Genomic DNA, 23,911 nt, shown 5'->3' on the forward strand with positions numbered 1-23,911 from the left:
TTAAAACACAAAAAAATTGAATAAATGTTAATGAAATACGTGAATTTTATTTAGCCATATTTACAATTCATAGTGTATTTTTACGTTTTTAAAATTAAATAAATTTCATGAAAAATTATAGATGGATACTTTTGTTATTTGTGTTTCAGTTTAGTTTTGCTCAACAATGGCTAGACCAACAATGTAAAGTTGAGACTCAAGTTTATGCTGATGATATAGAAAAGACTTCAGAAAGAAATCGTTTAGTGATTATTATAAACCAAGAAGCTAAATTGATGGTTAACGATGAAGATTTTAGCTTATTAAAAGGAAAGAAGTTTAAAGATTATTTGTATGCTTTTATTGAAAATCCAGATGAAGCTAAGCAGTGGGCAAAAACACCAAAAAAAGCTATGATTAGCTTAACTCATTACAATCAACCCGATCAATTTGAAGTTGTACAACAACAGATTAGAGAAGTTTATTATTTTTTATGGAACAACTATGCCCAAAGTAAATACAATGAAGATTATGTAAATTTAAATTGCAAACAGAGAGCTAAAGTACAAAAACAGTACCCCTACAACGTGTTTACCCCAAAAAAAGGGGATGCAAAAGATGATTCTACTCAACCAAAATTTTCTGGACCACCACCATTTGAAGGCAATGTAAAAGACAATTAATGTTTTTTTTTGAAAATCAACCTTATTTGTATATATTTATTAGGTAAGAAATCTTCTGATTTTAGCATGGAAAGATTTTTTTTATGACTACACTTATTAAATTTTCAATTGATTTTTTAAAATCTTTAATAAAAATTATTACTTTTGGTTTTTTAATTAGTCATTCAATTACAGAAATTAAATAATGAAAAACTTACTAATTGTAGATGATCACAGCATTGTTAGGCTAGGAGTAGCTAATGTGATAAAAAATTCTTTTCCAAAAGTAACTATAGAGCATGCAACCAATATTCCTGACGCCATTGAAAAATTTAATTCAACTAACTTTCAGCTAGCTATAATCGATATAAAATTACCTGGTGGTAGCACTTTAGATTTAGTGAAACAATTTAGTAAAAAGAATTCAAGCTGTAAAATTCTAATGTTTTCTGGTTTAAATGAAGCGCAATACGGTGAACGATATATAAAACTTAATGTAAATGGTTTTTTAAGTAAACATAAACCAGCAGATGAAATTATTACAGCTATTGAAAAAGTTTTAGAAGGCCACATTTATATGAGTGATGAACTTAAATCTAAAGTAGAATCAAAAAAGTTAAGAAAATATAAAAACCCTGTAGAAAAATTATCAACTAGAGAGCTTGAGGTTTTATACTTTATTTTGGATGGTTACGGAAATTTGGAAATTGCAGATAAACTTAAGCTAAAAAATTCAACGGTAAGTACTTACAAAAAACGATTAATGGAAAAGTTTGACGTTGCCAATGTACTAGATTTAGTTGATAAGTATAAGTTTTTTACCAAAGAAATTTAGCTTTTTTATTGCTTGATTACTAAATAAAACTGAGTTCCTTTATTTTTTTCACTTTCAATTTCAACGTTTCCCTTTATAAGTTCAGCCGCTTCTGCCACCATAAAAAGCCCTAATCCGGCTTCAGAAACTTGCTTTATATATTTGGTGTTTTCAAAAACACTTCGGTATTTGTTTAGCGTTTCTTTGTTCATTCCATTTCCTGTATCTTCAATTTTAAAAATTATTTTTTGTGCAATTTTTTTAGCTGAAAGCTTAACACTTCCACGAGAGGTGTTTTTTAATGCATTATCTAGAATATTGTGAATAATAATTGCTAAAAGATTTTTATTTGAATTGATATAAAAATCTTTAGTAATATCAATTTCTAAATGGTTTTTTTGCAAATTAACTACTTGTTCAAAAAGTTCGGCCTTTTCTTTGACTAAATCATAAAGATTAAAAGTTTCAGACTTGTTTCTATCTTCACTAAGCATGGCCTTAGAATAAGTTAAAATGTGGTCTGTAAAGGCTTGTAATTTTGTTACTGCTTCATTTAGAGAAGAAATATTCTTTTCTACCTTTGGCCCCAAGTTTTTACTTGCTAATTCAGATTCTAAATATTCTGTACTTAATTTAATATATTGCAATGGACTTCTAATATCATGTGAAATTAGCGCTATTGTTTTCTTTTGGCTTGTTATTTTGTTTTCTAAGTAGTTAGTTATCTCAGTTAGGTTAGTAATAGCATCCTTAAGAAGTGAAGTTTTTTCCTTGACAAGATTATTTAGGTATTTTCTTCTTTTTTGTTCTGCTGCTATTTTTAAAACAGCAATAAAGTAAACCAAAACCGCTATTAAAAAAAGTACCAACAATATAAATTGAAAAGTTTGGTAAAACTTCGGACTTATTGAAAAATTAATTTTGCTTTTATCAGGATAATCAGGTAAAAAAAGCCTCAACGTATAATCTTCAGGAGCTAAATTATTTAATGTAATTTCATTATTAGTGATTTCAGAAACGATTCCATCATTTAAACGATACTTAAAATCAAAGACAGAATTACTTTTAACATAGTCAAATTCAAATTTTATTTTCTGCGTATTTTTAGGAAAAAATAAGTTTCCAGACAAATCTTCTGACTCAAATTTCTGGTCATTAATAAACACCATAGATGTAATGTTTTCAACATGATCATCTAAGTAGAGGAAATCACTTGGATTTAATTTTACAATTCCGTTAAGGCTAGGAAATAATATTTCACCGCTTTCAAGTTTAGTTGCACAGGGTTTACAACCTCCGTTAAATTCACTAGTAAGTAATCCATCATCCGTTCCAAAATTATTAAAAAAATGAGCCTCATCACTCGAAGTATTCAGTAATCGTTTGACCTTCCCTCTTAAAAGACCGTTATTGGTTGATATCCATAAGTAACCATAATCGTCTTCTATAGCATGATGCACCGACTTAGAAACCTTTTCTGTAATTACAGGAAATTCATAAAACCGGTTACCTTTTTTTAGGATTAAGCCTTTGTTATAAGTACTTATCCAGGCATAATTATGTTGAAAATTAATAGCTCTTACATTATATTTAGACGTTCCTTCTATTAATCTTAATTCATTCTTACTTAAGTTGAGAATATAAGCTCCGTTTTCTGTACCTAAGTACAACTGATTTTCATCATACTGGTCTATAATATTTACATTGTGCTTGGTAGTAGCAATTTTTTTTATCGCTTGGGTTTTAAAATTGTAGGTGTAAAGACAAGTATTTATTTTTGAATTAAACTTTTTAGTACTAAAGTATATTAGGTTGTTTTTTTTTGAATAATGTAAAACCCCTAAATCATCCTTAAATTTAAAAATTTTTTGAGGTTCATTTTTAGTTGTATAATCAATGATTACTATACTTTTATGAAGAATTTGTGCATACCTGTAATCGTCAATTTTTTCCATCGACAATGAATTAAGGCTATTTACATAGTTTAGGTTTTTAACTTGTTTAGTATTGATGTCAAAAAGTAAGCCTCTAGAAGTAATAATCTTATCCTTATTTATTACATCAAAAGCATAAATCAAGTTTTGAACGTAATAAGGAGTCTCTGCTTTATAAATGCTAAATAAATTAGGACGTGATACTAAAAAACCTTTGTACCCACTTCCAAAATAACTAGTTTTTCTTGATGCGTCATAGTAGGCTGTGATAATATTTTTTTCTTTAAAGTTTAATTGATTATGAATAATTGTTAACTCATCTTTTTTTATACAGTAATGATAAACTTCTTTATTTAGATTAAGGTAAATAGACTTTTGGTTAAAATCGAATATATAATTAATTTTCTTGTCTTTTTTCAACTCTTTGTCCTCTGTATTTAAAGGATTTAATAAATCAATTTTTATTAACTTGGCTTCATTAAGATTGATTTTAAAAAAATTCCTCTCGGTAATAACATATATTTGGTCTTTAAAGTTGATTACCGAAGAAATTTTATTCTTAAAGCTGAAGCTACGTTCTAATTCGTTGTGCTTTAAAAAAAGCTGTTTTTCAGACTTTGGTAAAATATAGCTAGTTGTTTGGTTCAATTCTAAAACATGACCAATTTTTTTGCTGATTAATTCATGTTTAATTGGGAGTTCTTTTTTTGAAAATTTTCGCCTTTTAGTTTTTTGGATTTGGTTATTGGTAATTAGTACATCTTCTTGATATATAGTACGTGCGTAGAGCGAATCATTTCTATTATAAAAAAAATTGAATCTATTTGTACTTAAATTTTTTAATTCGCCAAAAATCTTAAAATCCTTTCCGTCAAACCTAGCTAAACCACTTTCAGTAGCTAACCATACAAATCCCAAGGAATCTTTGGCTATCGATTTTACTGAATTTTGAGGGAGGTTTTTTTCATTGAACCAAGTATTTATAAAATCTTGTGCGAAAACACCTTGCGTGAAACTTATAACAAAGAAAAAGAAAGATAGCTTTTTACTCATTTAAATCAATTGTTTTCAAAAAACCAATACATTTTTTGGAAATCAATACTTGTGCTTCCATCTTCCTCAATAATTTCTCTTGTTTTTGGATAGTTTTGAATTTTGTTTTCTCTTTCCGAAATTACTCCTATTTCAATTAATGCTTGGTTAAGCAAAGTTTCTGAGGTATCTCCAAATTGTTTTAGGTTTTCAAATTCTTCTTGAATTTCAATTTGAGGAACTAAACCTTCACTATTTCCTCCATTATTATTTGCATTTGTTAGCTTAAAAATAATTGGTTGTAAGGCATAGTTATGATGAATACTTGCCTCTTGTCTTCTAAAATCAGGAGCGTCATATAGGGTAGTGGAGGCTTCAAATTTTCCTACGGTGGTTGTTCCAATTTGAATTACATCAATATACGGGGCTAAACCTAGAATAACTACTTCACTAGCTGAAGCTGTAGAAGAAGTGGTTAAAACGTATAAACGATCTAAATTAAGCGAATTTAAGTTTACATCATTTCGGTTTTTCTCTGTAAAATTTGCCGATGAATTATCAAAATTGTTATTAAAAATCTGATTGACAAATAAATCGCCCGTAAACTGTCCTGTAATCATACTGGATAAATCTATGGCAGTTCTTAAATCGCCACCGCCATTGTAGCGTAAATCTAAAACAAGTTCGTTAATTCCTTCTGTTTTAAATTCACCAAAAACATCATTTAGTTGGTTATCAAAATTTCTTCTAAAATTATTCATTACTAGGTAGCCAACTTTTGTACCTTCAAAATCAAGTACTTCATGATAATGCAAAGGGTTTTCTGTAGTTTCAGATTTTATTAATTGAATTTCTTGATTAGTTGCTGTTAATTCACCATTAATAAATTCAGCAAAACCAACAGTGTAAACTTCTGGAGAAAATAATGCATTAAAATTAGTGTCTTCGTTAAGTATTTGTCCATCAATACGGTTAAAAATCATTCCTCTTTTTAAACCTATCTGATCGGCAAATGAGCCGCTAACCACATACCTAATGTAGCCATAAACTTGCGAAGTTTCGCTATCAAGCACTAAACCAAAACGCATACCATTATCTAGTCGAATACCATTTAAAGCATTTTCTAACTCTCTAAAATCAGAAACAATAATACTAAAGCGGTCTTGCTCTGCTTTTAAGTGATTAAATAAATCTTCAGGCCTGTTGAAACCTTCTAGAAATTCATTGTAATCTTCATTTGAAGAAAAACGATTATCGCCTAAATCTGGTGAATTACCCTTATACAAATAAAATATATTCATGGCATTCCAAATAAAATTGTTTAATGACTTTGTATCTGCAGGAAAAATACGGTCATCTAAATCATCTTGACAAGCACTAAAAAACAATACACTTGTTAGAATAAATACAATCGACTTTAAAAGCTTCATAAAGATATATTTAAAGCAGTAAATTTAAAGAGATTATTTGAATATTTGAAGAATGATGTTACATTATTTAAAGTAACACGTCTTCATAGTGAAATCAAAACAATGGATAAGAGAGATTTTGTAGTTGAAATTCAAAAGCATACGCCCAAAATGAAAGCTTTGGCGCTTGCTATTTTGAAAAATGAAGACTTGGTAAAAGATGGACTTCAAGAAGTAGCTATAAAATTATGGAATCAGTTAGATTATTTTGCTAAAGTAAACAACAAAGAGGCTTATTGTATGCGAATTATTAAAAATTGGTGTTTTGATCAGCTTCAGCTAAAAGCGAATAATCATTTGCGATTAGTATATAGCAAAGTGACTGAAAATCAAGAAGAAAGTGAAACAGAAAATGACGTAGATAAACGCTACAAAACAATTGAATCTTTAGTTGAAGAACTCCCTGATAAACAACGCATAATCATTGAGTTAAAAGATTTTAAAGGCTTTGATTTTGAAGAAATTGCTGAACTCCTAGAAATGGAGCAGGGGAGTGTGAGAGTAAATCTGTCTCGAGCAAGAAAACGATTGAAAAAAATGTACGAGGAAATAGAATACCACCAAAAAATGATTCATGATGAAAAACGTAACTAGTGAATTAAATAACTTATTGACAAAATTTGACGAAGGCAAAACATCTTTGAATGAAGAACAACGCCTCAAAAAATTATTGGAAGAAACAAATTTTTATTCCAACAACTTCTATAAAAACTATTTTGAAGCAATTGAAGCTAACAAAAAAACACAGGAAGCAGAAGATATAATCGATTTTTCATTTATAGATGAAGAGTTTTCAGGGAATCTGCCAAACAATGATTTTCTTCCTTGGAAAGCCGTCTTTAAAGTAGCTGCTGTTTTTGCAATTATAGCTAGCGTATTTTACTTAGGTAATTTCCAACAAAATAATACCCAAGAAGCAAAAGCAGAAATGGCTTACGAACAGACCCTACAAGCCTTGCATTTTGTTGGTTCTAAAATGAATACAGCAAAAGAAAAAGTGAATTACTTAGAAATTTATAAACAAACTACATCACCTTATATTAACATAAATAATGAATAAAATGAACACACTAATTAAATTAAGTATGGCTGCAATCGTAGCATTTTTTAGCTTAACATCAAAAGCTCAGGATTTCTCTAAGTATGATGGACAAAATGGCGTAACCTCTGTAGTGATTAATCAAACTATGTTTGAATTAATGAGCGCTATGGAATTAGACATAGACGACCCAGAGGCGAAAGAAATGATTAAAATGGTTGAAAACTTAAACAACATCCAAATTTTTACCACTAAAAAAGCAGCGCTAAAAAAATCCTTTCAACAAGATGCTAAAGCTTATGTAAAAACCAAGCAACTAGAAGAGTTAATGCGTGTTTCTGAAGAAAGTGAATTAGTTGAGATTTACATCAAATCTAATCAAGAAAACAATCTTGTAAATCAGTTATTTATGCATGTAAATAGCGGTGAAGAAGATGTGATAATTATCATCGATGGAATTATTGATTTAAAGCAAATTGGTAACTTTGCAAATAAATTTAATTTACCAGGCTCATCTAATCTTCAAAACCTTGAAAAATAAGCAGCTATGAAAAACCTATTAAAAATAGCTGGTTTAGTTTTATTGCTAACGGCTTGTTCTAAAGAAAAAAGCATTCAGAAGTATTTTGTAGATAAACACGAAGATGTTGATTTTACTGCATTAGATATATCAACTAAAACTTTATTTAGCAACTTTGAAGAGCTTACAAAAGAAGAAAAAGAGCAACTCAAAAATATTAGTAAGTTAAATGTTTTGGTGCTTAATTCGTCTAATCAAGATAAAATGAACATCGAGTACAAAGAAGTATCAGAAATTTTGAATCAATCTTCATATTCATCCTTGATTGAGGTCAATTCTGAAGATGGGTCTATGATGATGAATATTGAAGGAAATGATGTTAATAATGTCAACGAATTAGTTTTCCTAGGTAAGAATGACGAAATGGGAATGATTGTAGCTCGCGTATTAGGCAAGCATATTAATCCAACTAATTTTTACCAAACCATGAAAATGGCCGAAAAAATGGATACTGAAGTACTTGAAAATTTGACCAAGCAATTTGATTTGAATTAACCTATTTTGTTGTTGTTTCTAAAAAGCCTTTAATCTTAATTATTAAAGGCTTTTTTAATTTATACTTTTTAATCATAATATATATTATGTAAAATAGAAATAAATCAAGTCCACTTCTACAGCTTAGCACTCTTAGGAAATATGACTATAAAGCATATCGACTTAATTAAAATGATTAGTTGCTGAAAAAGTAACATCAACCATTCTTTAATTCATTTAATAAGTCTTAATGAAAATTAGTTTTGGGTAAAATCAATCTTTATTGTTATTTATATTCTTAGAAATTGGTTTAGAATAAGTAAATCCAATTATAAAACCAAAAATAAGGAGATTGACAATAAATTTAACAAAGATGAAATCATTATTTATAAGAAAGTCAATTAATGCTGTGAGTAAAGCAAATAAGGAGCCTGAAAAAATACCATACTTAATTTTTTGATAAGTTGTTTCACTAATTTTCATAGGAATAAATTTTCTATTTTAAATAAAACAATTATGAGTTGTGAGAAAACAAATTTTAAACCTTTCCTTCTTGAAAGCTTCTACATGAACATTTCGTTGATTCTAGTTCTTAGTTTTCTGTTATAATCTTCAATTAACCATTCTTTATAATTCTTCGTGTTATTGATGATACATTTTGAATACGTATTTACTCGATCAGCAATGTCTTCTTTTAGTTCTCGTGCTAGAATCCTGGCATCAAAAACATCTTCAGCATTATCAACACACATTTTGGCATGCTGTTCAATCGATTCTTCTAAGACTAACTTAGATTTTTCGCCGTTATTCACGGTTTGGTTATACCTTTTCTTGATGTCAAAGTTGATTTCTTCAGTGTTTATAAACAGCTTTCTAACTTCCTCTGGCATTTCATATTTAAACTGACTTTCAATTTCTTCATCAGTAATCATATTATCAAGGAAGTAATCTGGATTTTTGAAAATTAAGTGCCAATCTACATCGGCATCCCAAGGGCCAAAACGAGCCAGGTTATTTCCTAAATCAATTACATTAAAAGTGTCTTTATTAGGTAGCTTTCTACTCCCCCGCCCAATCATTTGAAAATATAGGGTCAAGGATTTTGTAGCTCGATTTAAGACAATGTTTTCAACTGTAGGTTCATCAAAACCTGTAGTTAAAATACTTACCGAAGTCAAAATAGCATCAGGCGAGTTCTTAAACCACTTCAAAATAGCATTTCTCTCTTTTTTGGAATGGGTATTATCTAAGTGCTTTATATTGTTGTACCCTGCATCTTTAAAAGTTTGATAAACATACCAAGAGGTATTTATTCCATTGTTAAAGATAAGTGTTTTTTTACCCTTACAGTGTTCTTCATAGGCTTGGACAAGCTTGTGTTGCATATCCATATTTGTATATAAATCTTCTGAAGATTTAACGGTATAATCGCCATTAATTCCAACTTGAAGTTGACCTAAGCCTACGTCATAAGTATATGTATTCGCCTTTGCTAAAAAGCCTTTGTTAATTAACGAAGTAATAGAATTTCCAACAATTAGTTCGTCGTAATTTTTATTCATTGGTAGTTTGATATTCGAGCTAAGTGGCGTTGCTGTAACCCCTAGCACAAAACTATCTTCTACGTACTTAAATAATTTGGTAAATGAATTATAGTGAGCTTCATCAATAATGGTTAATCCTATATTGTCAACATTCAGTTTTTCGTCACTTAAACGATTATTTAAGGTTTCGACCATAGCCACAAAACACATGTAATCGTTATTATCTGAAAGTTCTTTTACTTTAGAGTTAATAATTTTATTTCTTACGCCAAAGTTTTTCAACATATTAGAGGTTTGTTTGCAAAGCTCAATACGGTGAGTAAGGATTAAAACTTTTTTTCCTTTCTTTTCAATATATCTTCTTACAATTTCAGAAAAAACAACTGTTTTACCACCACCAGTTGGCAGTTGGTAAAGTAAATTATAGTTAGCAGGAGAGTTTTCAATACGCTCAAAAATATTTTGCAAATCATTTTCTTGGTAGCCGTAAAGTTTTTTTTCTTCAACTTTTTCTTCAGTCATTTGATTTTCTTGCATAAACCTAAGTTGTGTGCTTGTTTTAATTTTTGCAAAAATAGTTAGATTTACAGCTTTACCGAAATTTTTAAGCATTAAATAAGCTTAAATTGAAAAATAAAATTTATTCTGCTCAAAGTGAAGGTTTTTTGGTTTCAATCCATTAATTTTGCAATTCTTGAACCTAAAAACAATTTCACTTTGGAAGATAACAAAAGAGCCAACCAAGTTATAAGAAACATTGTAAACGATTTAGAACAAAACGGAATCATTTATAATACCTTGTCAGAAAACCTCAAGAAGTTAAGAGAACATGCTGTAGCAGAACAAAAGCCCGTCGTAGCTAAAGCTCTTCGTCTAGCTTTTGAACATTTAGATGAATTTGAAACTTTTGCCGCCCCTATTCCTACTGAAGATGAATATGATGAGGAAAATCCACCAGAAAAAATTACAGGTACAGAGAGTATGCTTTACTTTATCAATTTGATAAAAAAACCTGGTAACCCAATCAATAAGCAAGAACTTAGGAGTTACATTGCTTTTTTAGAAGATTTTTCAATTTAAAATTAGACTATGGGAAGAGCCTTTGAATTTAGAAAAGCCCGAAAAATGAAACGTTGGTCAACCATGGCCAAAACTTTTACTCGATTAGGAAAAGATATTGTTATGGCGGTAAAGGAAGGCGGCCCTGACCCCGATACCAATTCTAAACTAAGAGCTGTTATCCAAAACTGTAAGTCGGCTAATATGCCGAAAGACAACATTGAACGTGCCATTAAACGCGCCTCAGATAAATCGCAAGGCGAATATAAAATCACCTTATTTGAAGGCTATGCCCCTCATGGAGTTGCTATATTAGTTGAAACTGCTACCGACAACAACAACCGAACAGTGGCTAATATTCGCTCGTATTTTAATAAGTGTAATGGTAATTTAGGAACCTCTGGTTCAGTTGAATTTATGTTTGACCATACTTGCAATTTTAAATTGAAAACCGAAGAAAACATTGATGTTGAAGAATTAGAGTTAGAATTAATTGATTTTGGTGCTGAAGAAGTTTTTTTAGATGAAGAAGACCAAACTATATTGGTTTATGCCCCTTTTGAATCCTTTGGCGCCTTACAACAAAAACTTGAATCTAGGTCTTTTGAAATTATCTCCTCCGGTTTTGAACGTATTCCTCAAACCTACAAAACACTTACTAATGAAGAAAAAGAAGAGGTAAATAAGCTGCTTGAAAAAATTGAAGAAGATGATGACGTTCAAAACGTCTATCACAATATGAAAGAAGATGAGTAATTAAACTTAGTATTTAAAACAAAAAAAACCGCAAGTATGCGGTTTTTTTTGTTTATATGTAGATTTTCTAACTCGTCATTTCGTCAAAAATAGATTTCATCAATCGTTTCTTGTCGTTTAAACTTTCTTCTAAAGAAATCATGGTTTCCGTCCTGTAAACTCCATCAATATCATCTAATTGAAAAATAACATTTTTGGCATGGTCTGTATCTTTTGCTCTAATTTTACAAAATAAGTTAAATTTACCAGTAGTAACATGAGCAACCGTAACGTAAGGAATTTCGTTTATTCGGTTTAAAACAAACTGTGTTTGTGAAGTTTTTTCTAAATAAATACCCACATAAGCAATAAATGCATAGCCCAACTTTTTATAATCTAAAGATAAGCTAGATCCAGTAATAATCCCAGCTTCTTCCATCTTTTTAACACGTACATGAACAGTTCCCGCAGAAATAAGGAGTTTTTTTGCAATGTCTGTAAAAGGAGTACGCGTGTTGTCAATTAGCATATCCAATATTTTGTGATCGGTATCATCTAACTTAAATTTGGCCATAATTGTTTTTTTAAATTCGTAATATTTTTACAAAAATAGGGAATATATTTAAACATTCATAATATCAAGCAATTTTTAACCTTGCGCTAATACAATATTCTTATTTTCTACCCAAATTGTAGTCCAAATTTCATTAATTTGTGGTGTTTTATGTAATAATCCTCCATTTATCATAATATTTTTTGCTTCTAAATCAAACTCCTTATGCCCATTAAAATCATCTAATCCCCCTATTTTACTAATTCTAGGTATGAATTCAATTTTGTTATTATCAAGCTTTTCTTCAAATTGTATTGCAATATCAATAATTAGCTCATTAATTTTAGCTTTTCTTAAAATAATGTCAAAATAGTTTTTCTCATGCACAGGTATATCCAAATAAGACACCCACTCACCTAGCTTGTGTTTATTTTCCGCAAAAGCATTCAAAACAGTTATATAAGCTAACCAAATCCATTTTCTAGTGTCTTCTCTTTGATAGTCTTTGATTTGTCCTGCTTCAAATAAAATTGTAGGTACTCCGCAAGTTTGCATATAATCACCTATGCAGTTCATATTGTATTCGTCGTCATAACGACCAATTTGTCCTGGTAAATACGCCTGTAGAGAATCATTAATTGCGCTTATCAGTCGCATAGACTGCTTTCTGACTTCGGTTATTTGACGTTTCGCATCAACTGAAGGCGATAAAAAAGAAAGGCTAGAGGCTTGCTTATTCTCCTTTATTCCAAAAATACTTCGTTGACCATGTAAATTCAAACATAAATTTGGAGAAAATTCATCAAACGCTTTACGAAGTAAACGACTCTCTGGCTGCGATAAATCGACCGAGTCACGATTTAAATCAACTTGATTAGCATTCTTTCGCGTATAAGCCTGAGCTCCATCAGGATTTAGCACAGGGAAAATTTTAAAACTAAAGTTATTTAAAAATTGCTTGGCTAAGGACTCTTCAGATTGAATAAATTCAAAAAAATCAAATAAAGCCTTAGTAGTAGTTGTTTCATTTCCGTGCATTTGAGACCAACCTAAAATCCGCTTCTTACCAGTCCCGAAATTTAAACTATAAATCCTTCTCCCTTCTACTGTGCTACCTTCTTCTTTTAAACCAAAAATAGGGCTTAAGTTTTTGAGCTCTTGCTCAACTTCGATGTAAGTAAAATAACGACTGCAAAAAGACTTGTTTTTAAAGTCGGTATAGGTGTTTAAAAAATGCTGTAACTTCATTGCTTTTATTTAGTGTTACAAAAGTAAACAAAGTATTTTTTACAAATGTAAACAAGTCAAAAGCTTAATCAATTTACATTTGTAATCAATTTAATTCCTACTTGTAAACTTTAAGTTACTTAAGTTTGGAAAATATCCTAAAAACAACATTTAAATATCATAAATTGCTTTATTTTAGCTACTTATGTTGTTTTATCTAAAGTGAAAATTTAATATCAAGCATTCGCTTTTTAAAAGATTTGTCCCCTTTAAATATTTTGTTTACATTTGGAAAATTAAAGTTTAACCTAAATCAGTTTACAATGGTAAACAGTAAGGAGTTTTCTAAACGTTTACAAAAGGTATTCGACTATTATGAGTTAAATGCTTCATCTTTTGCTGAAAAAGTTGGTGTTGGTCGTGCTTCAATATCTCATATTCTTTCAGGTAGAAATAAACCAAGTTTAGATTTTGTAATGAAAATTATAAATGAGTTTCCAGAAGTTGAGTTATATTGGTTATTAAACGGTAAAGGAAATTTCCCGAAATCAGAAGTCATTCCCTCCTCTCCTATTTCTACAAAGAGTTTTCCTCCTCAAGAAAAGGCTTCAATTGAAAATCCGAATACTAAAAATTCACTTTCAACTACAAATCCCATAAACACAACCCACAAATCAGGCGCAACTGCTCAGCAAAAAACCATAGAACGGGTGATTATTTTTTATAACGACGGAAGTTTTGATTCATTCACCCCTAATGAATAGTTAATTTTATTAGCCTCTTGATTAATTTTTAGGTGTTTCTAGATAGAATATCTTAATTTTGCTGAAAAATCAAAAATGAAATCAGTTTTGCTTGGCTTGTTATCGTGTTTATGTTTTTCGTGTTACGATTACGAGAGAGATTGTGAGCGTTTTCAAACAGGTGTATTTGAGTTTGAAACGGTCTTAGGTTCTGAAGTTGTAAAGACTACCTTTGAGCGAAGAGAATCATTTGAAATAGAAACTTATCAAGGAAAAACAGATACTTCAAGTATTCGATGGGTAAGTGATTGCGAATATATTTTAAAATCAATTAACCCCAAAAGCATGAAAGATCAAAAATGGATGCAGTTTAAGATTTTAGAGACCGATGCTAACACCTATAAATTTGAATATAATATTGTTGGAGATTCCAATAAACAACAAGGAATGGCTAGAAAAATAGCCGATTAATCCCTAAGTACATTTCATTGTTTAAATTTTTTAACTAGTATAGCCCCACAGGATTTGAATAAATTATTTTACTTTCATATTTTATTTTTTTGCGTTTTGCAATTAAGTTTTAGTCAAAGCTTTGTCACCGTCGAGCATCAAAGTTTTTCTTCTCAACAGCTTATTGAACAAGTCTTATTTGGTAATACCGATTGTGTAGATGATATTACTGTAACTCAAGCTATTTCAGGAAACTTTAACGATGGTATGTTGAGCTACGGTAGTTTTAATGCAAATGCTTCAGATTTTCCTTTTGAAAGCGGACTAGTTTTAAGTACGGGAAGACTAGACCATACAGAAGGTCCTAATGATATGCTTAGTGATGATGATGCGCCAGGCTGGCAAGGTGATCAGGATTTACGTGATGCGCTTGATATTCCAGATGAAGAAGTGATTACCAATGCAACCTCCATTACTTTTAACTTTGTTCCTCAAGCTAATCAACTTAGTTTTCGTTATATTTTTGCTTCCGAAGAATACCAAGAAAATAATTCAAATACTTGTATTTTTTCAGATGTATTTACTTTTTTAATTCGTCCTATTGGTGGCGAATTTGAAAATGTAGCTCTTGTCCCTGGAACAGAAACGCCAGTAAAAGTAACTACCGTGCGGCCCGATATTCCTAATGGTTGTCAAGCCTTAAATGAAGAATGGTTTGGACAATTTAATCAAGGTGAAAATGCTTCCACTTCTCCAACTAATTTTAACGGACAAACAAAGGTTTTAACGGCTACTGCTAATTTAACTCCTGGAGAAACTTATGAAGTTAAATTAGTTATCGCCGATGAAGGGAATTACCGCTATGATTCGGCGGTGTATTTAGAGGCAGGAAGTTTTGACGTTGGTGTAGATTTAGGACAAGACCGAACAGGCGATAATGCCGTTTGTGAAGGTGATGAACTTTTACTTGAAGTGTTAGGTGATAACTATAATGAAATCAGTTGGTTTTATAACGATAATCCAATTGAAAATGAAGCCACTTCATTATTGGTTTCTGAAGATGATTTAGGAGAAGGAACTTACCGCATAGAAGTTGAATTAGAAGGGGGATGTATTGCCCAAGACGAAATTGTAATTGATTATCAAAATATTGCTCCCATAGATGATTTTAGCCTTACAACTTGCGCTTCAGCAAATAGTGAGGTGTTTAATTTTAATCTCTTTGATATTCAACCTCAGGTAGTTGATGCAGAACAAAATTTGAGTATCGATAACTTCTTTATTACCGAAACTGCTGCTGAAAACAATCAAAACCCTATACAAAACCCTGAAAGCTTTAGTCCACAAGCCAATCTTAATCAGGTTTTTGTTCGGCTAGTCAATCCTGGAGACTGCGAAATAATTGTTCCTGTTACTTTAGCTACTACCACTGATTTTTTTGACCCTATTGAGGTAATTGAATGTCCCGATTTTGATGATTTAGAATTAAGTTTCAACAGTAATGCATTAAGAAACTTAGTTTTTGAAGAAATTGGTTTTGATACTGCTTCAGCTAAAATTTTCACCAGTTTAACTAATGCAGTTTTAGGGCAGAACCAAATTATAGCCGATAATTTTTCACTTCAACAAAATGAATTACCTACTACTTATTATGTGCGTTTAGATGATTTGGGAGAATGTGCTGGAATTGTTCCCATTGAATTTAGGACTCCCGGAATACCTCAATTTACAGATGAAGAAGTTTTTGCGTTATGTGCTAATCAAAGTCAAGATTTAGAAATTAATGCAGGAGTGATTAATGCTACTCAAGAAACTTCTTATGCATGGAATACTGGAGAAACTTCAGAAAGTATTTTTGTTGATGAGCCTGGTGAGTATTCCGTGATTGTTACCAATTCTATCACAACTAATAATGGAGAGGTGGTTTCTTGCGAAGATTTTAAAAGTTTTGAAGTGATTTCCTCAGGAATAGAATCAGCCAGCGTCTCGCTTGTAGGTAATCCTGGAAGTTATCAGGCTGTTGTTAATGTTGTTGGGGAAGGCGAATTTCAGTATGCCTTAAATGATTATAATTTTCAGTCGTCTAATAGCTTCCAAGTTCAGCAATCTAATAATATTGCTTTTATCAGAGATTTAGGTGGATGTGGAATTGTTTCGGTTAATTTTGTTGCTATTCAATTCCCTAAATTCTTCACTCCTAATGGAGATGGACAAAATGACGGTTGGCGACCTAGGGGCTTGAATCCTAATCGAACTGATTTAGTTCGTATTGATATTTTTGATCGTTTTGGAAAACGTTTGGTGAGCCTAGCTCCTGGTAATGCTTGGGATGGAACTTACAACGGTAAACCTATGCCTTCTAACGATTATTGGTTTCAAGCTGTCTTTAACGATGGAAGCACCTACAAATCTAACCTTACTTTAAAACGATAAGTCATGGAATTTAAATTATCATCAGCATTTCAACCTACTGGAGACCAGCCAAAAGCTATTCAACAATTGGTAAAAGGAATTGAAGGTGGTGAGCAGTTTCAGACCTTATTAGGAGTGACTGGTTCTGGAAAAACTTTCACTATGGCCAACGTAGTAAAAGAAGTACAACGCCCTACTCTAGTTTTAGCGCATAACAAAACTTTGGCTGCACAACTTTATTCTGAATTCAAAGATTTTTTCCCTGAAAATGCAATTGAATATTTTGTTTCTTACTACGATTACTATCAGCCAGAAGCCTTTATTCCTAGTTCAGGAACCTATATTGAAAAAGATCTTTCAATTAACGAAGAAATAGAAAAACTACGTTTGAGCACTACCTCTTCCCTACTTTCAGGACGACGAGATGTACTGGTTGTTGCTTCGGTAAGTTGCTTATACGGTATTGGAAATCCGCAGGAGTTTCAAAAAAATGTCATTTCAGTTGAAGTTGGACAGGAAATTCCTCGCACACAATTACTTAAACGTTTAGTACAAAGTTTATATTCAAGAACCGAAGTACAATTTAATCATGGTAACTTCAGAATAAAAGGAGATACGCTTGACGTTTTCCCGGGCTATGCCGATCATGCTTATCGAATTCATTTTTTTGGTGATGAAATTGAAGAAATTGAAGCTTTTGATGTACAAAATAATGCTATTTTATCAAAATACGACAAACTCAACATCTATCCAGCCAATATTTTTGTGACCTCACCAGATGTTTTAAATCAAGCCATAGATCAAATTGCAATCGATTTAGGAAAGCAAATTGACTACTTTAAAGAAATTGGAAAACCCTTAGAAGCTAAAAGAATTGAGGAACGTACCAACTTTGATTTAGAAATGATTAAGGAACTTGGCTATTGTTCTGGAATTGAAAATTATTCACGTTATTTAGATGGCAGACAACCTGGCACACGCCCCTTCTGTCTGTTAGATTATTTTCCCGATGATTATTTAATGGTGGTGGATGAGAGTCATGTCACTATTCCTCAGGTGGGAGCCATGTATGGTGGTGATCGCTCAAGGAAAGAAAACCTTGTGGATTATGGATTTCGACTTCCTGCTGCATTAGATAATAGACCGCTTAAATTAGAGGAATTTGAACTCCTACAGAATCAAGTTGTTTACGTAAGTGCCACTCCCGCTGATTACGAATTACACAAAACAGAAGGGATTTATGTGGAACAAGTCATTCGTCCAACAGGGCTTCTAGACCCTGTGATTGAAGTTCGTCCTAGTCAAAATCAGATCGATGATTTAATTGAAGAAATTCATTTGCGAGTAGAAAAAGACCAACGTGTTTTAGTAACGACATTAACCAAGCGAATGGCCGAAGAATTAACCAAATACCTTTCACGTGTTGATATTAGAACGCGCTATATACACAGCGATATTGACACCTTAGAGCGAGTTGAGATTATGGCCGATTTACGAAAAGGAATTTTTGATGTTTTGGTGGGAGTTAATTTGCTTAGAGAAGGTTTGGATTTACCAGAAGTTTCTTTAGTTGCCATATTAGATGCCGATAAGGAAGGGTTTTTAAGAAGTAACCGAACCCTAACCCAAACTATTGGTAGAGCTGCCCGGCACCTTGAAGGAAAAGCTATTTTGTATGCCGATAAAATCACGAACAGCATGCAAAAAACCATTGACGAAACCGAATATAGAAGAAACAAACAAATAGGTTATAACAAAGCGAATAACATTACTCCCAAGGCCTTAAACAAGAAACTAGATTCAGCCTTAAGCGGAAACCGAAAAGACAACAAAGCCTATCAAATTGAAAGTAAACAATTATTAGCTGCTGAAGAAAAACTTTCTACCTTTACGAAGAAAGATGTGGATCAGCAAATGAAAAAAGTAAGAAAACTGATGGAAAATGCAGCCAAAGAACTTGACTTTATGGAAGCTGCCAAATTTCGTGACCAGTTGAAAGCTTTAGAAGATAAAAAGAAAGAATTTCAAAGCTAGTTATGACCTCCATGCTATATTTTATGTTAAAAAACACCTTTTGCACTCACATGAATGGGAAGTTCGCTCCTACTCGATTGTTTTGATAACTGATATAAATTGCAAGAATTCCTTAAAAGCCAAAGCTCGGTGACTTATCGTATTTTTAACTGAAGTATTCATTTCTGCAAAACTTGTAGAGTAATTTTCTGGCTGAAAAATGGGATCGTAGCCAAATCCTTTTCCGCCTCTTTTCTCCTCTAAAATTTCTCCTTTACAAATGCCTATAAAAGATTTAGAAACCGTTGAATTCTTAAAATGAATTACAGTCTTAAAATGAGCTTTTCTAGATGTTTTATTGCTTAATTCTTTCAACAGTTTATTCATATTCGCTGAAGCACTTTTCGCTTCACCAGCATACCTTGCGGTTCTTACTCCTGGTTCTCCGTTTAAAGCTTCAACTTCCAAACCTGTATCATCGGCAAAACAAGCCAAGCCATAGGTGTTAAAAACATAATCTGCCTTGATTTTTGCGTTTCCCTCAATGCTTGGCGCATTTTCAATTATTTCTTCGTTGCATCCAATATCGGTTAAGCTTTTGATTTTTATATGAGTAGGCATCATTTGCTGAACTTCTTTCAGCTTATTCATATTATGTGTAGCAAAAACAATTTCTTTCATCTATTTATTTTATTTGTTTATAAGTGGTCAGATACGACACGTATAATCATCTTTCAGTGTGAAGAAGCTTTACACATGGGTCTTTTATCAATTTTTTTATGCAAAATAAGTTTATTTCAAATAGATGTGCAAAGATTTCAAAATCATAATGTTTTTTTATCATTAACCTGAGTTGAGTTATTAGTTTTCTGATTCACAAATAACTACTTAAAAAAAGAAAAATTAATTCAAAAAAAGTCGATATTAGTTTTGCAAGAATGATTTGGGGTTGTATATTTGCACCCGCAAAGAAAGAAGTTCTTTTTTACAATATTGGAGAGGTGGCAGAGTGGTAATGCAGCAGATTGCTAATCTGTAGACGCGAAAGTGTCTCCAGGGTTCGAGTCCCTGTCTCTCCGCAAGATTTTTTTAAGGAAATCTTGTTCAATACACTATTCGGGGTGTAGCGTAGCCCGGTCATCGCGCCTGCTTTGGGAGCAGGAGGTCGCAGGTTCGAATCCTGCCACCCCGACTTAATTAAGCCATACAAAAATGTGTGGCTTTTTTGCTTTTCAAAAAGTTCTGGTCATCGCGTCCTGTTTTAGACGGGAAGGTTGAACTGAACCATTCAATTCAGCAAAAAACCTTATAAAAAATCAACAACTGGGGATATCTTTTTTTTAGATGTATTTTTTATAATGAAACATAAAGTAAAAAAGGAAAATTTAAATTTGATACAGACAAACTCTTGTGGCTAGAACATTTATTTATATGTTAAGGTACTAAAACATATTAACTATGCGCTAAATGGCTTCTATTTATAATTGAACGTCTTTCGTTTTTGTTGGCGAAACGGTATTTTTTCAAGAATTAAAAAAACTTACAAATCTCTATTTTTAAGCACCTTTAATGAACCAAAAATAAATACAAATGTCCAACCTACAGGAATTAAATATTCATACCAATAGGTTTTTACATCTCTTGAAAAATCTGTACCCATTGCTGTAGAAGCCGATTTAACCACATTAAATCGAGTAAATGGCTCCTTAATTAGATTAGCCATAGATTCTAAAGGAAAAAAATTACTGAGCCATGGAATTTCATTTCTTAAACTAATCATTGCAATAGCTTCAATAATTAAAAGTAAAAACAAGAAGCCAAGTGCAAAAGCTGATTTCCTAATCAGAATACCTAAAAACATACACAAACTAAAAAAAGCGGTAAGTTTTATAAAGTAAGCTAACAGAAAATGTAAATCGCTAAAAATTATACCTGCTTCGTTGTAGTCTGAGTAGATTAAACCAAGTACTAAGCTAACAATAAAAACCAATAAGGTGGAAACCAGAGCAAAAACTAAGATGGTATAAAATTTAGAGAGAACAAATTCTTTTTTTGACAAGCCATCTATAAAGTTTTGTTTTAAAGTACGGTTGGTATATTCGCTAGAAACCATAGAAACAATAACTACCGCTAAAAATATTTTGATGAGTGCCACCATGTAGGTGTTAAAATGCCAAATATAAGGGAAATTGAAAATGCCCTGTTCGGCAAGTTGAAACTCAAAATCACCAAACTTAAACTTAATCATAGAGAAAATGGCCGTAGTAAAAAATAGTAAAAAGTAAATAATACTCAGTACTTTAGCAGATTTGCTGAATTTTAATTTAAATAATTCGATGGATAATAATCTACGCATGATTTTCTGATTTGGTTAAGGCTAAAAAGTTGTCTTCAAGGGTGTCTTTTTTCCACTGTAAATGAGTCAGCACTATTCCTTTTTCAAAGCATAATTGATTAATTTCAGCAGGTTTTAATTCACTTTTAAGTATGGCTTTCACAAATTTATATTCAGTTTGATTAATATCTTTTACTTCTGGTAAGTTTTGTAAGAGTTGAACTAACTGTTCTTGATTTTCGCTTGCTAACTCAATAAACCCATAGCTAGCTTTCATTTCATCTACCTTGCCATTATAGATCATTTTTCCTTTCTGAAGCACAATTACATGTGTACAAATTTTCTCAACTTCATCCAATAAATGCGAAGCCAATAAAATGGTAGTTCCAGATTGTGCTATTTGCAAAATTATATCCCTAATTTGTCGTATTCCCTTAGGGTCTAATCCGTTAGTAGGTTCATCAAGAATTAAAATGGCAGGCTTGTTTAGTAGTGCCGAAGCAATGGCAAGACGTTGTTTCATTCCTAAAGAAAAATTCTTAAAAGCTTCGTCTTTTCTGTCCCAAAGCTCTACAAGTCTCAGAGTAGCTTCGTAGTCGGGCTGTTGAATTTCTTTTATTTTGGCAACTAACTTTAAATTGTCTAAAGCCGTCATAGAAGGGTAAAAATTTGGACTTTCAATAATAGCTCCAATTTTTTTTAAGGCTTCTTGAGTAGCACATTTATTTTCAAACCATTGAAAACTCCCTGAGGTTGGATTAACCACATTTAAGAGCATTCCTAAGGTAGTCGATTTCCCGCTTCCATTGGGACCTAAAAGTCCATAAACATGACCTTTTTCAATACTGAAACTAAGTTGGTCAACGGCATTTAATTGTCTAAATTTTTTAGTAAGTTGATGAACGTTAAGTATTTTTTCCAAAATAAATATTTATTGGTAAGACGATTTACTTAACAAAACGTTACATTTTTCAAGTAATAATTTGAATTTAGGATAAATAGTCTTTGGTTACTTCGCGTAAATTGAATTTAAAAAGTTAATTTTGAATCCAAAATTTTAAATTGAATTTTGAAAAAAGTATATTTAATAATAAACTGCCTATAAAAAATGATTTTGTATGGTATTTCCCTAAAAAAAATATAGAAGTCTATCTAAAACGCGAAGATTTAATTCATCCTTTTGTTTCAGGGAATAAATTCAGAAAATTAAAATACAATCTAAAATTTGCGCTTGAAAAAGGTTTCAAGGAAGTAATCACCTTTGGAGGAGCATTTTCTAATCACGTTTCAGCAACGGCTTATGCTTGTAAATTACTGAATTTAAATTGTCTAGGAATTATTCGAGGTGAAGAACTAAGATCTTTGGGAAAAGAAAATTTTGCCTCCAACCCTACTCTTCAGTTTGCGCATCAATGCGGAATGAAATTCAAATTTGTTAGTCGAAAAGCATATAGAGATAAAGAAAAGCTTCAGCTGGAATGGGCTTCAAAATTTCCTCATTCGTATTTTGTTCCTGAAGGTGGGACTAATCAATGGGCAGTAAAAGGTTGTCAAGAAATGCTTTCAGAAGAGGATAAAAAATTCAACTACATAGCGGTTTCTTGTGGAACGGGAGGAACTTTAGCGGGACTTATAGAAGCTTCAGAAAATACTCAAAAAATCTTAGGTTTCTCTGCATTGAAAGGCGATTTTCTTCAGCATGAAATACAGCAATTAAGCGCTAAAAGAAATTGGGAATTGATCACCGATTATCATTTTGGAGGATATGCTAAAGTGAGTGATGAGTTAGTGATTTGGATGAACAACTTTTACCATGAAACGAAAATTAGATTAGACCCTATTTATACAGCAAAAATGATGTTTGGGTTAGAAGACCTTATAAAAAGGGACTATTTTTCGAAAAATACTCGTATTTTAGCCATTCATACAGGAGGTCTTCAAGGGGTTAAAGGAATGAATGAAGTACGCTCTGCAAAAGGTTTAAAATTAATTGATTAGCATACAATGAAAAAAATATTCGGATTACTTATACTAGTTGCTTTAATGGTTTCCTGTGGAAGTAAAAAGCGGGTTTTTGAATCGCAACCAACTTCAACTCAAAAAACTACTTCTGATAGAGCTTTAAACGTTGATAAAGATAAATCGGCTTTAGTGAAAAAAAGCTCTTCGAAATCAGCTATCAAAAGCAGCAATGAAAAACCTACTTTTACTAGTCCCGTAGAAGCTTATATTTGGGAATATGCTGGCGTAGCTCAAGAAGAAATGAAACTCTATGGAATTCCTGCAAGTATTAAAATGGCACAAGGAATCTTGGAATCGGGATCGGCTAACGGCAATTTAGCATCGCGCTCTAACAATCACTTTGGAATTAAGTGTTCAGATTGGGAAGGGGAACGCGTTTATCATGATGATGATGAGTTACAAGAATGTTTCAGAAAATACGTTGATCCAAAGTATTCCTATAGAGATCACTCACTTTTCCTCTATGAACGTTCTAGGTATGCCTTTTTATTTGATTACGAGATTACGGATTACAAAGCTTGGGCAAGAGGTTTACGAAGAGCCGGTTATGCTACCGATAAAAAATATCCGGATAAATTAATTAGCTTAATTGAACGTTATAAATTGTATGAATTAGACCAAGAAGTGGTGGATGGCACTCCCCCAACATATTTTCCTAAACCTGACAATCGTGTGAATTACGAAAGTCAAACTTATGTTGTTCAAAAAGGAGATACCTTGTATAAAGTTGCTACAAAATACAATTTAACGGTTGAAGAATTAAAAAAAATAAATGGACTGCGTTCCGACAATTTAAGTATTGGACAAGAATTGATATTGAAAATTAAGAATTAGA

At 31.7% G+C, this 23,911-nt stretch carries 22 protein-coding genes and 2 tRNA genes; 16 read left to right on the forward strand and 8 right to left on the reverse strand.

Features of this window, described 5'->3' with window-relative positions:
• Nucleotides 1–107: 107 nt before the first annotated feature.
• Both G7034_RS05060 and G7034_RS05065 read left to right on the forward strand, forming a co-directional pair.
• Nucleotides 108–662 (forward strand): hypothetical protein, encoded by a 555-nt coding sequence (locus G7034_RS05060; RefSeq protein WP_166399880.1) that lies wholly within the window; start codon nt 108–110, stop codon nt 660–662.
• Between the two features lie 184 nt (nt 663–846).
• Nucleotides 847–1,476: a response regulator transcription factor gene (locus G7034_RS05065; protein ID WP_166399881.1), complete on the forward strand. Its 630-nt coding sequence runs from the start codon at nt 847–849 to the stop codon at nt 1,474–1,476.
• Nucleotides 1,477–1,481: 5 nt separating this feature from the next.
• Here G7034_RS05065 and G7034_RS05070 read toward each other — a convergent pair whose 3' ends face one another.
• Together G7034_RS05070 and G7034_RS05075 are read right to left on the reverse strand one after the other, a co-directional pair.
• The gene (locus tag G7034_RS05070; protein WP_166399882.1) at nt 1,482–4,442 is read right to left on the reverse strand and encodes a sensor histidine kinase; all 2,961 of its coding nucleotides are present in this window, start codon (nt 4,440–4,442) and stop codon (nt 1,482–1,484) included.
• A gap of 5 nt (nt 4,443–4,447) precedes the next feature.
• Nucleotides 4,448–5,851 carry a S41 family peptidase gene (locus G7034_RS05075; RefSeq protein WP_166399883.1) on the reverse strand — a complete coding sequence of 468 codons (1,404 nt, stop codon included), beginning with the start codon at nt 5,849–5,851 and terminating at the stop codon, nt 4,448–4,450.
• Between the two features lie 102 nt (nt 5,852–5,953).
• Here G7034_RS05075 and G7034_RS05080 point away from each other — a divergent pair, with 102 nt between their 5' ends.
• The 4 genes from G7034_RS05080 to G7034_RS05095 are packed head-to-tail and all read left to right on the forward strand — an operon-like array spanning nt 5,954 to nt 8,004.
• Nucleotides 5,954–6,484, forward strand: a complete 531-nt coding sequence (locus G7034_RS05080; RefSeq protein ID WP_166399884.1) for an RNA polymerase sigma factor — start codon at nt 5,954–5,956, stop codon at nt 6,482–6,484.
• Nucleotides 6,465–6,950, forward strand: coding sequence for a hypothetical protein (locus G7034_RS05085; protein WP_166399885.1), 486 nt, complete (start codon nt 6,465–6,467; stop codon nt 6,948–6,950). Before G7034_RS05080 ends, G7034_RS05085 begins: the two co-directional genes overlap by 20 nt.
• A gap of 1 nt (nt 6,951) precedes the next feature.
• Complete coding sequence (locus G7034_RS05090; RefSeq protein WP_166399886.1) at nt 6,952–7,470, forward strand: DUF4252 domain-containing protein; 519 nt, start codon at nt 6,952–6,954, stop codon at nt 7,468–7,470.
• Between the two features lie 6 nt (nt 7,471–7,476).
• Nucleotides 7,477–8,004 carry a DUF4252 domain-containing protein gene (locus G7034_RS05095; RefSeq protein ID WP_166399887.1) on the forward strand — a complete coding sequence of 176 codons (528 nt, stop codon included), beginning with the start codon at nt 7,477–7,479 and terminating at the stop codon, nt 8,002–8,004.
• Nucleotides 8,005–8,546: 542 nt separating this feature from the next.
• Here G7034_RS05095 and G7034_RS05100 read toward each other — a convergent pair.
• The gene (locus G7034_RS05100; protein ID WP_187349863.1) at nt 8,547–10,064 is read right to left on the reverse strand and encodes a DEAD/DEAH box helicase; all 1,518 of its coding nucleotides are present in this window, start codon (nt 10,062–10,064) and stop codon (nt 8,547–8,549) included.
• Between the two features lie 180 nt (nt 10,065–10,244).
• Between G7034_RS05100 and G7034_RS05105 the strand changes: the two genes are divergently transcribed.
• Together G7034_RS05105 and G7034_RS05110 are read left to right on the forward strand one after the other, a co-directional pair.
• Nucleotides 10,245–10,607 (forward strand): hypothetical protein, encoded by a 363-nt coding sequence (locus G7034_RS05105; RefSeq protein WP_166399888.1) that lies wholly within the window; start codon nt 10,245–10,247, stop codon nt 10,605–10,607.
• A 9-nt stretch (nt 10,608–10,616) separates the two neighbouring features.
• Nucleotides 10,617–11,342 (forward strand): YebC/PmpR family DNA-binding transcriptional regulator, encoded by a 726-nt coding sequence (locus G7034_RS05110; protein WP_166399889.1) that lies wholly within the window; start codon nt 10,617–10,619, stop codon nt 11,340–11,342.
• 67 nt (nt 11,343–11,409) lie between these two features.
• Here the strand turns inward: G7034_RS05110 and G7034_RS05115 are convergent, their stop codons facing one another.
• Together G7034_RS05115 and G7034_RS05120 are read right to left on the reverse strand one after the other, a co-directional pair.
• On the reverse strand, nt 11,410–11,895 hold the full coding sequence (locus G7034_RS05115; protein ID WP_166399890.1) for an Lrp/AsnC family transcriptional regulator: 486 nt from the start codon (nt 11,893–11,895) through the stop codon (nt 11,410–11,412).
• Between the two features lie 75 nt (nt 11,896–11,970).
• Entirely contained in the window at nt 11,971–13,122 is a 1,152-nt protein-coding gene (locus tag G7034_RS05120; protein WP_166399891.1) for a M14 family zinc carboxypeptidase, read from the reverse strand.
• Between the two features lie 302 nt (nt 13,123–13,424).
• Here G7034_RS05120 and G7034_RS05125 point away from each other — a divergent pair, with 302 nt between their 5' ends.
• From G7034_RS05125 to uvrB, 4 genes are all read left to right on the forward strand, one after another.
• Nucleotides 13,425–13,865: a helix-turn-helix transcriptional regulator gene (locus G7034_RS05125; RefSeq protein WP_166399892.1), complete on the forward strand. Its 441-nt coding sequence runs from the start codon at nt 13,425–13,427 to the stop codon at nt 13,863–13,865.
• 75 nt (nt 13,866–13,940) lie between these two features.
• A complete protein-coding gene (locus G7034_RS05130; protein ID WP_166399893.1) occupies nt 13,941–14,315 on the forward strand; it encodes a DNA topoisomerase IV in 375 nt (124 codons plus the stop codon).
• 96 nt (nt 14,316–14,411) lie between these two features.
• The gene (locus G7034_RS05135; protein ID WP_166399894.1) at nt 14,412–16,727 is read left to right on the forward strand and encodes a T9SS type B sorting domain-containing protein; all 2,316 of its coding nucleotides are present in this window, start codon (nt 14,412–14,414) and stop codon (nt 16,725–16,727) included.
• A gap of 3 nt (nt 16,728–16,730) precedes the next feature.
• Nucleotides 16,731–18,740 carry an excinuclease ABC subunit UvrB gene (uvrB, locus tag G7034_RS05140; RefSeq protein WP_166399895.1) on the forward strand — a complete coding sequence of 670 codons (2,010 nt, stop codon included), beginning with the start codon at nt 16,731–16,733 and terminating at the stop codon, nt 18,738–18,740.
• A gap of 69 nt (nt 18,741–18,809) precedes the next feature.
• Here the strand turns inward: uvrB and rdgB are convergent, their stop codons facing one another.
• A complete protein-coding gene (gene rdgB / locus G7034_RS05145) occupies nt 18,810–19,400 on the reverse strand; it encodes an RdgB/HAM1 family non-canonical purine NTP pyrophosphatase (protein WP_166399896.1) in 591 nt (196 codons plus the stop codon).
• A 314-nt stretch (nt 19,401–19,714) separates the two neighbouring features.
• Between rdgB and G7034_RS05150 the strand changes: the two genes are divergently transcribed.
• Nucleotides 19,715–19,798, forward strand: a tRNA-Ser gene (locus tag G7034_RS05150).
• Between the two features lie 38 nt (nt 19,799–19,836).
• Nucleotides 19,837–19,911, forward strand: a tRNA-Pro gene (locus G7034_RS05155).
• A gap of 348 nt (nt 19,912–20,259) precedes the next feature.
• On the opposite strand, the gene G7034_RS05160 is transcribed toward G7034_RS05155, so the two are convergent.
• Both G7034_RS05160 and G7034_RS05165 read right to left on the reverse strand, forming a co-directional pair.
• Entirely contained in the window at nt 20,260–21,075 is an 816-nt protein-coding gene (locus G7034_RS05160; protein ID WP_166399897.1) for an ABC transporter permease, read from the reverse strand.
• On the reverse strand, nt 21,068–21,976 hold the full coding sequence (locus G7034_RS05165; protein WP_166399898.1) for an ABC transporter ATP-binding protein: 909 nt from the start codon (nt 21,974–21,976) through the stop codon (nt 21,068–21,070). The genes G7034_RS05160 and G7034_RS05165 overlap by 8 nt, the downstream gene beginning before the upstream one ends.
• A 140-nt stretch (nt 21,977–22,116) precedes the next feature.
• Between G7034_RS05165 and G7034_RS05170 the strand changes: the two genes are divergently transcribed.
• On the forward strand, nt 22,117–23,052 hold the full coding sequence (locus G7034_RS05170; protein ID WP_246166751.1) for a 1-aminocyclopropane-1-carboxylate deaminase/D-cysteine desulfhydrase: 936 nt from the start codon (nt 22,117–22,119) through the stop codon (nt 23,050–23,052).
• A gap of 6 nt (nt 23,053–23,058) precedes the next feature.
• On the forward strand, nt 23,059–23,910 hold the full coding sequence (locus tag G7034_RS05175; RefSeq protein ID WP_166399899.1) for a glucosaminidase domain-containing protein: 852 nt from the start codon (nt 23,059–23,061) through the stop codon (nt 23,908–23,910).
• Nucleotide 23,911: the final 1 nt, after the last annotated feature.

This window comes from Psychroflexus maritimus (genome assembly GCF_011089875.1).
Taxonomy (GTDB): Bacteria; Bacteroidota; Bacteroidia; order Flavobacteriales; family Flavobacteriaceae; genus Psychroflexus; species Psychroflexus maritimus.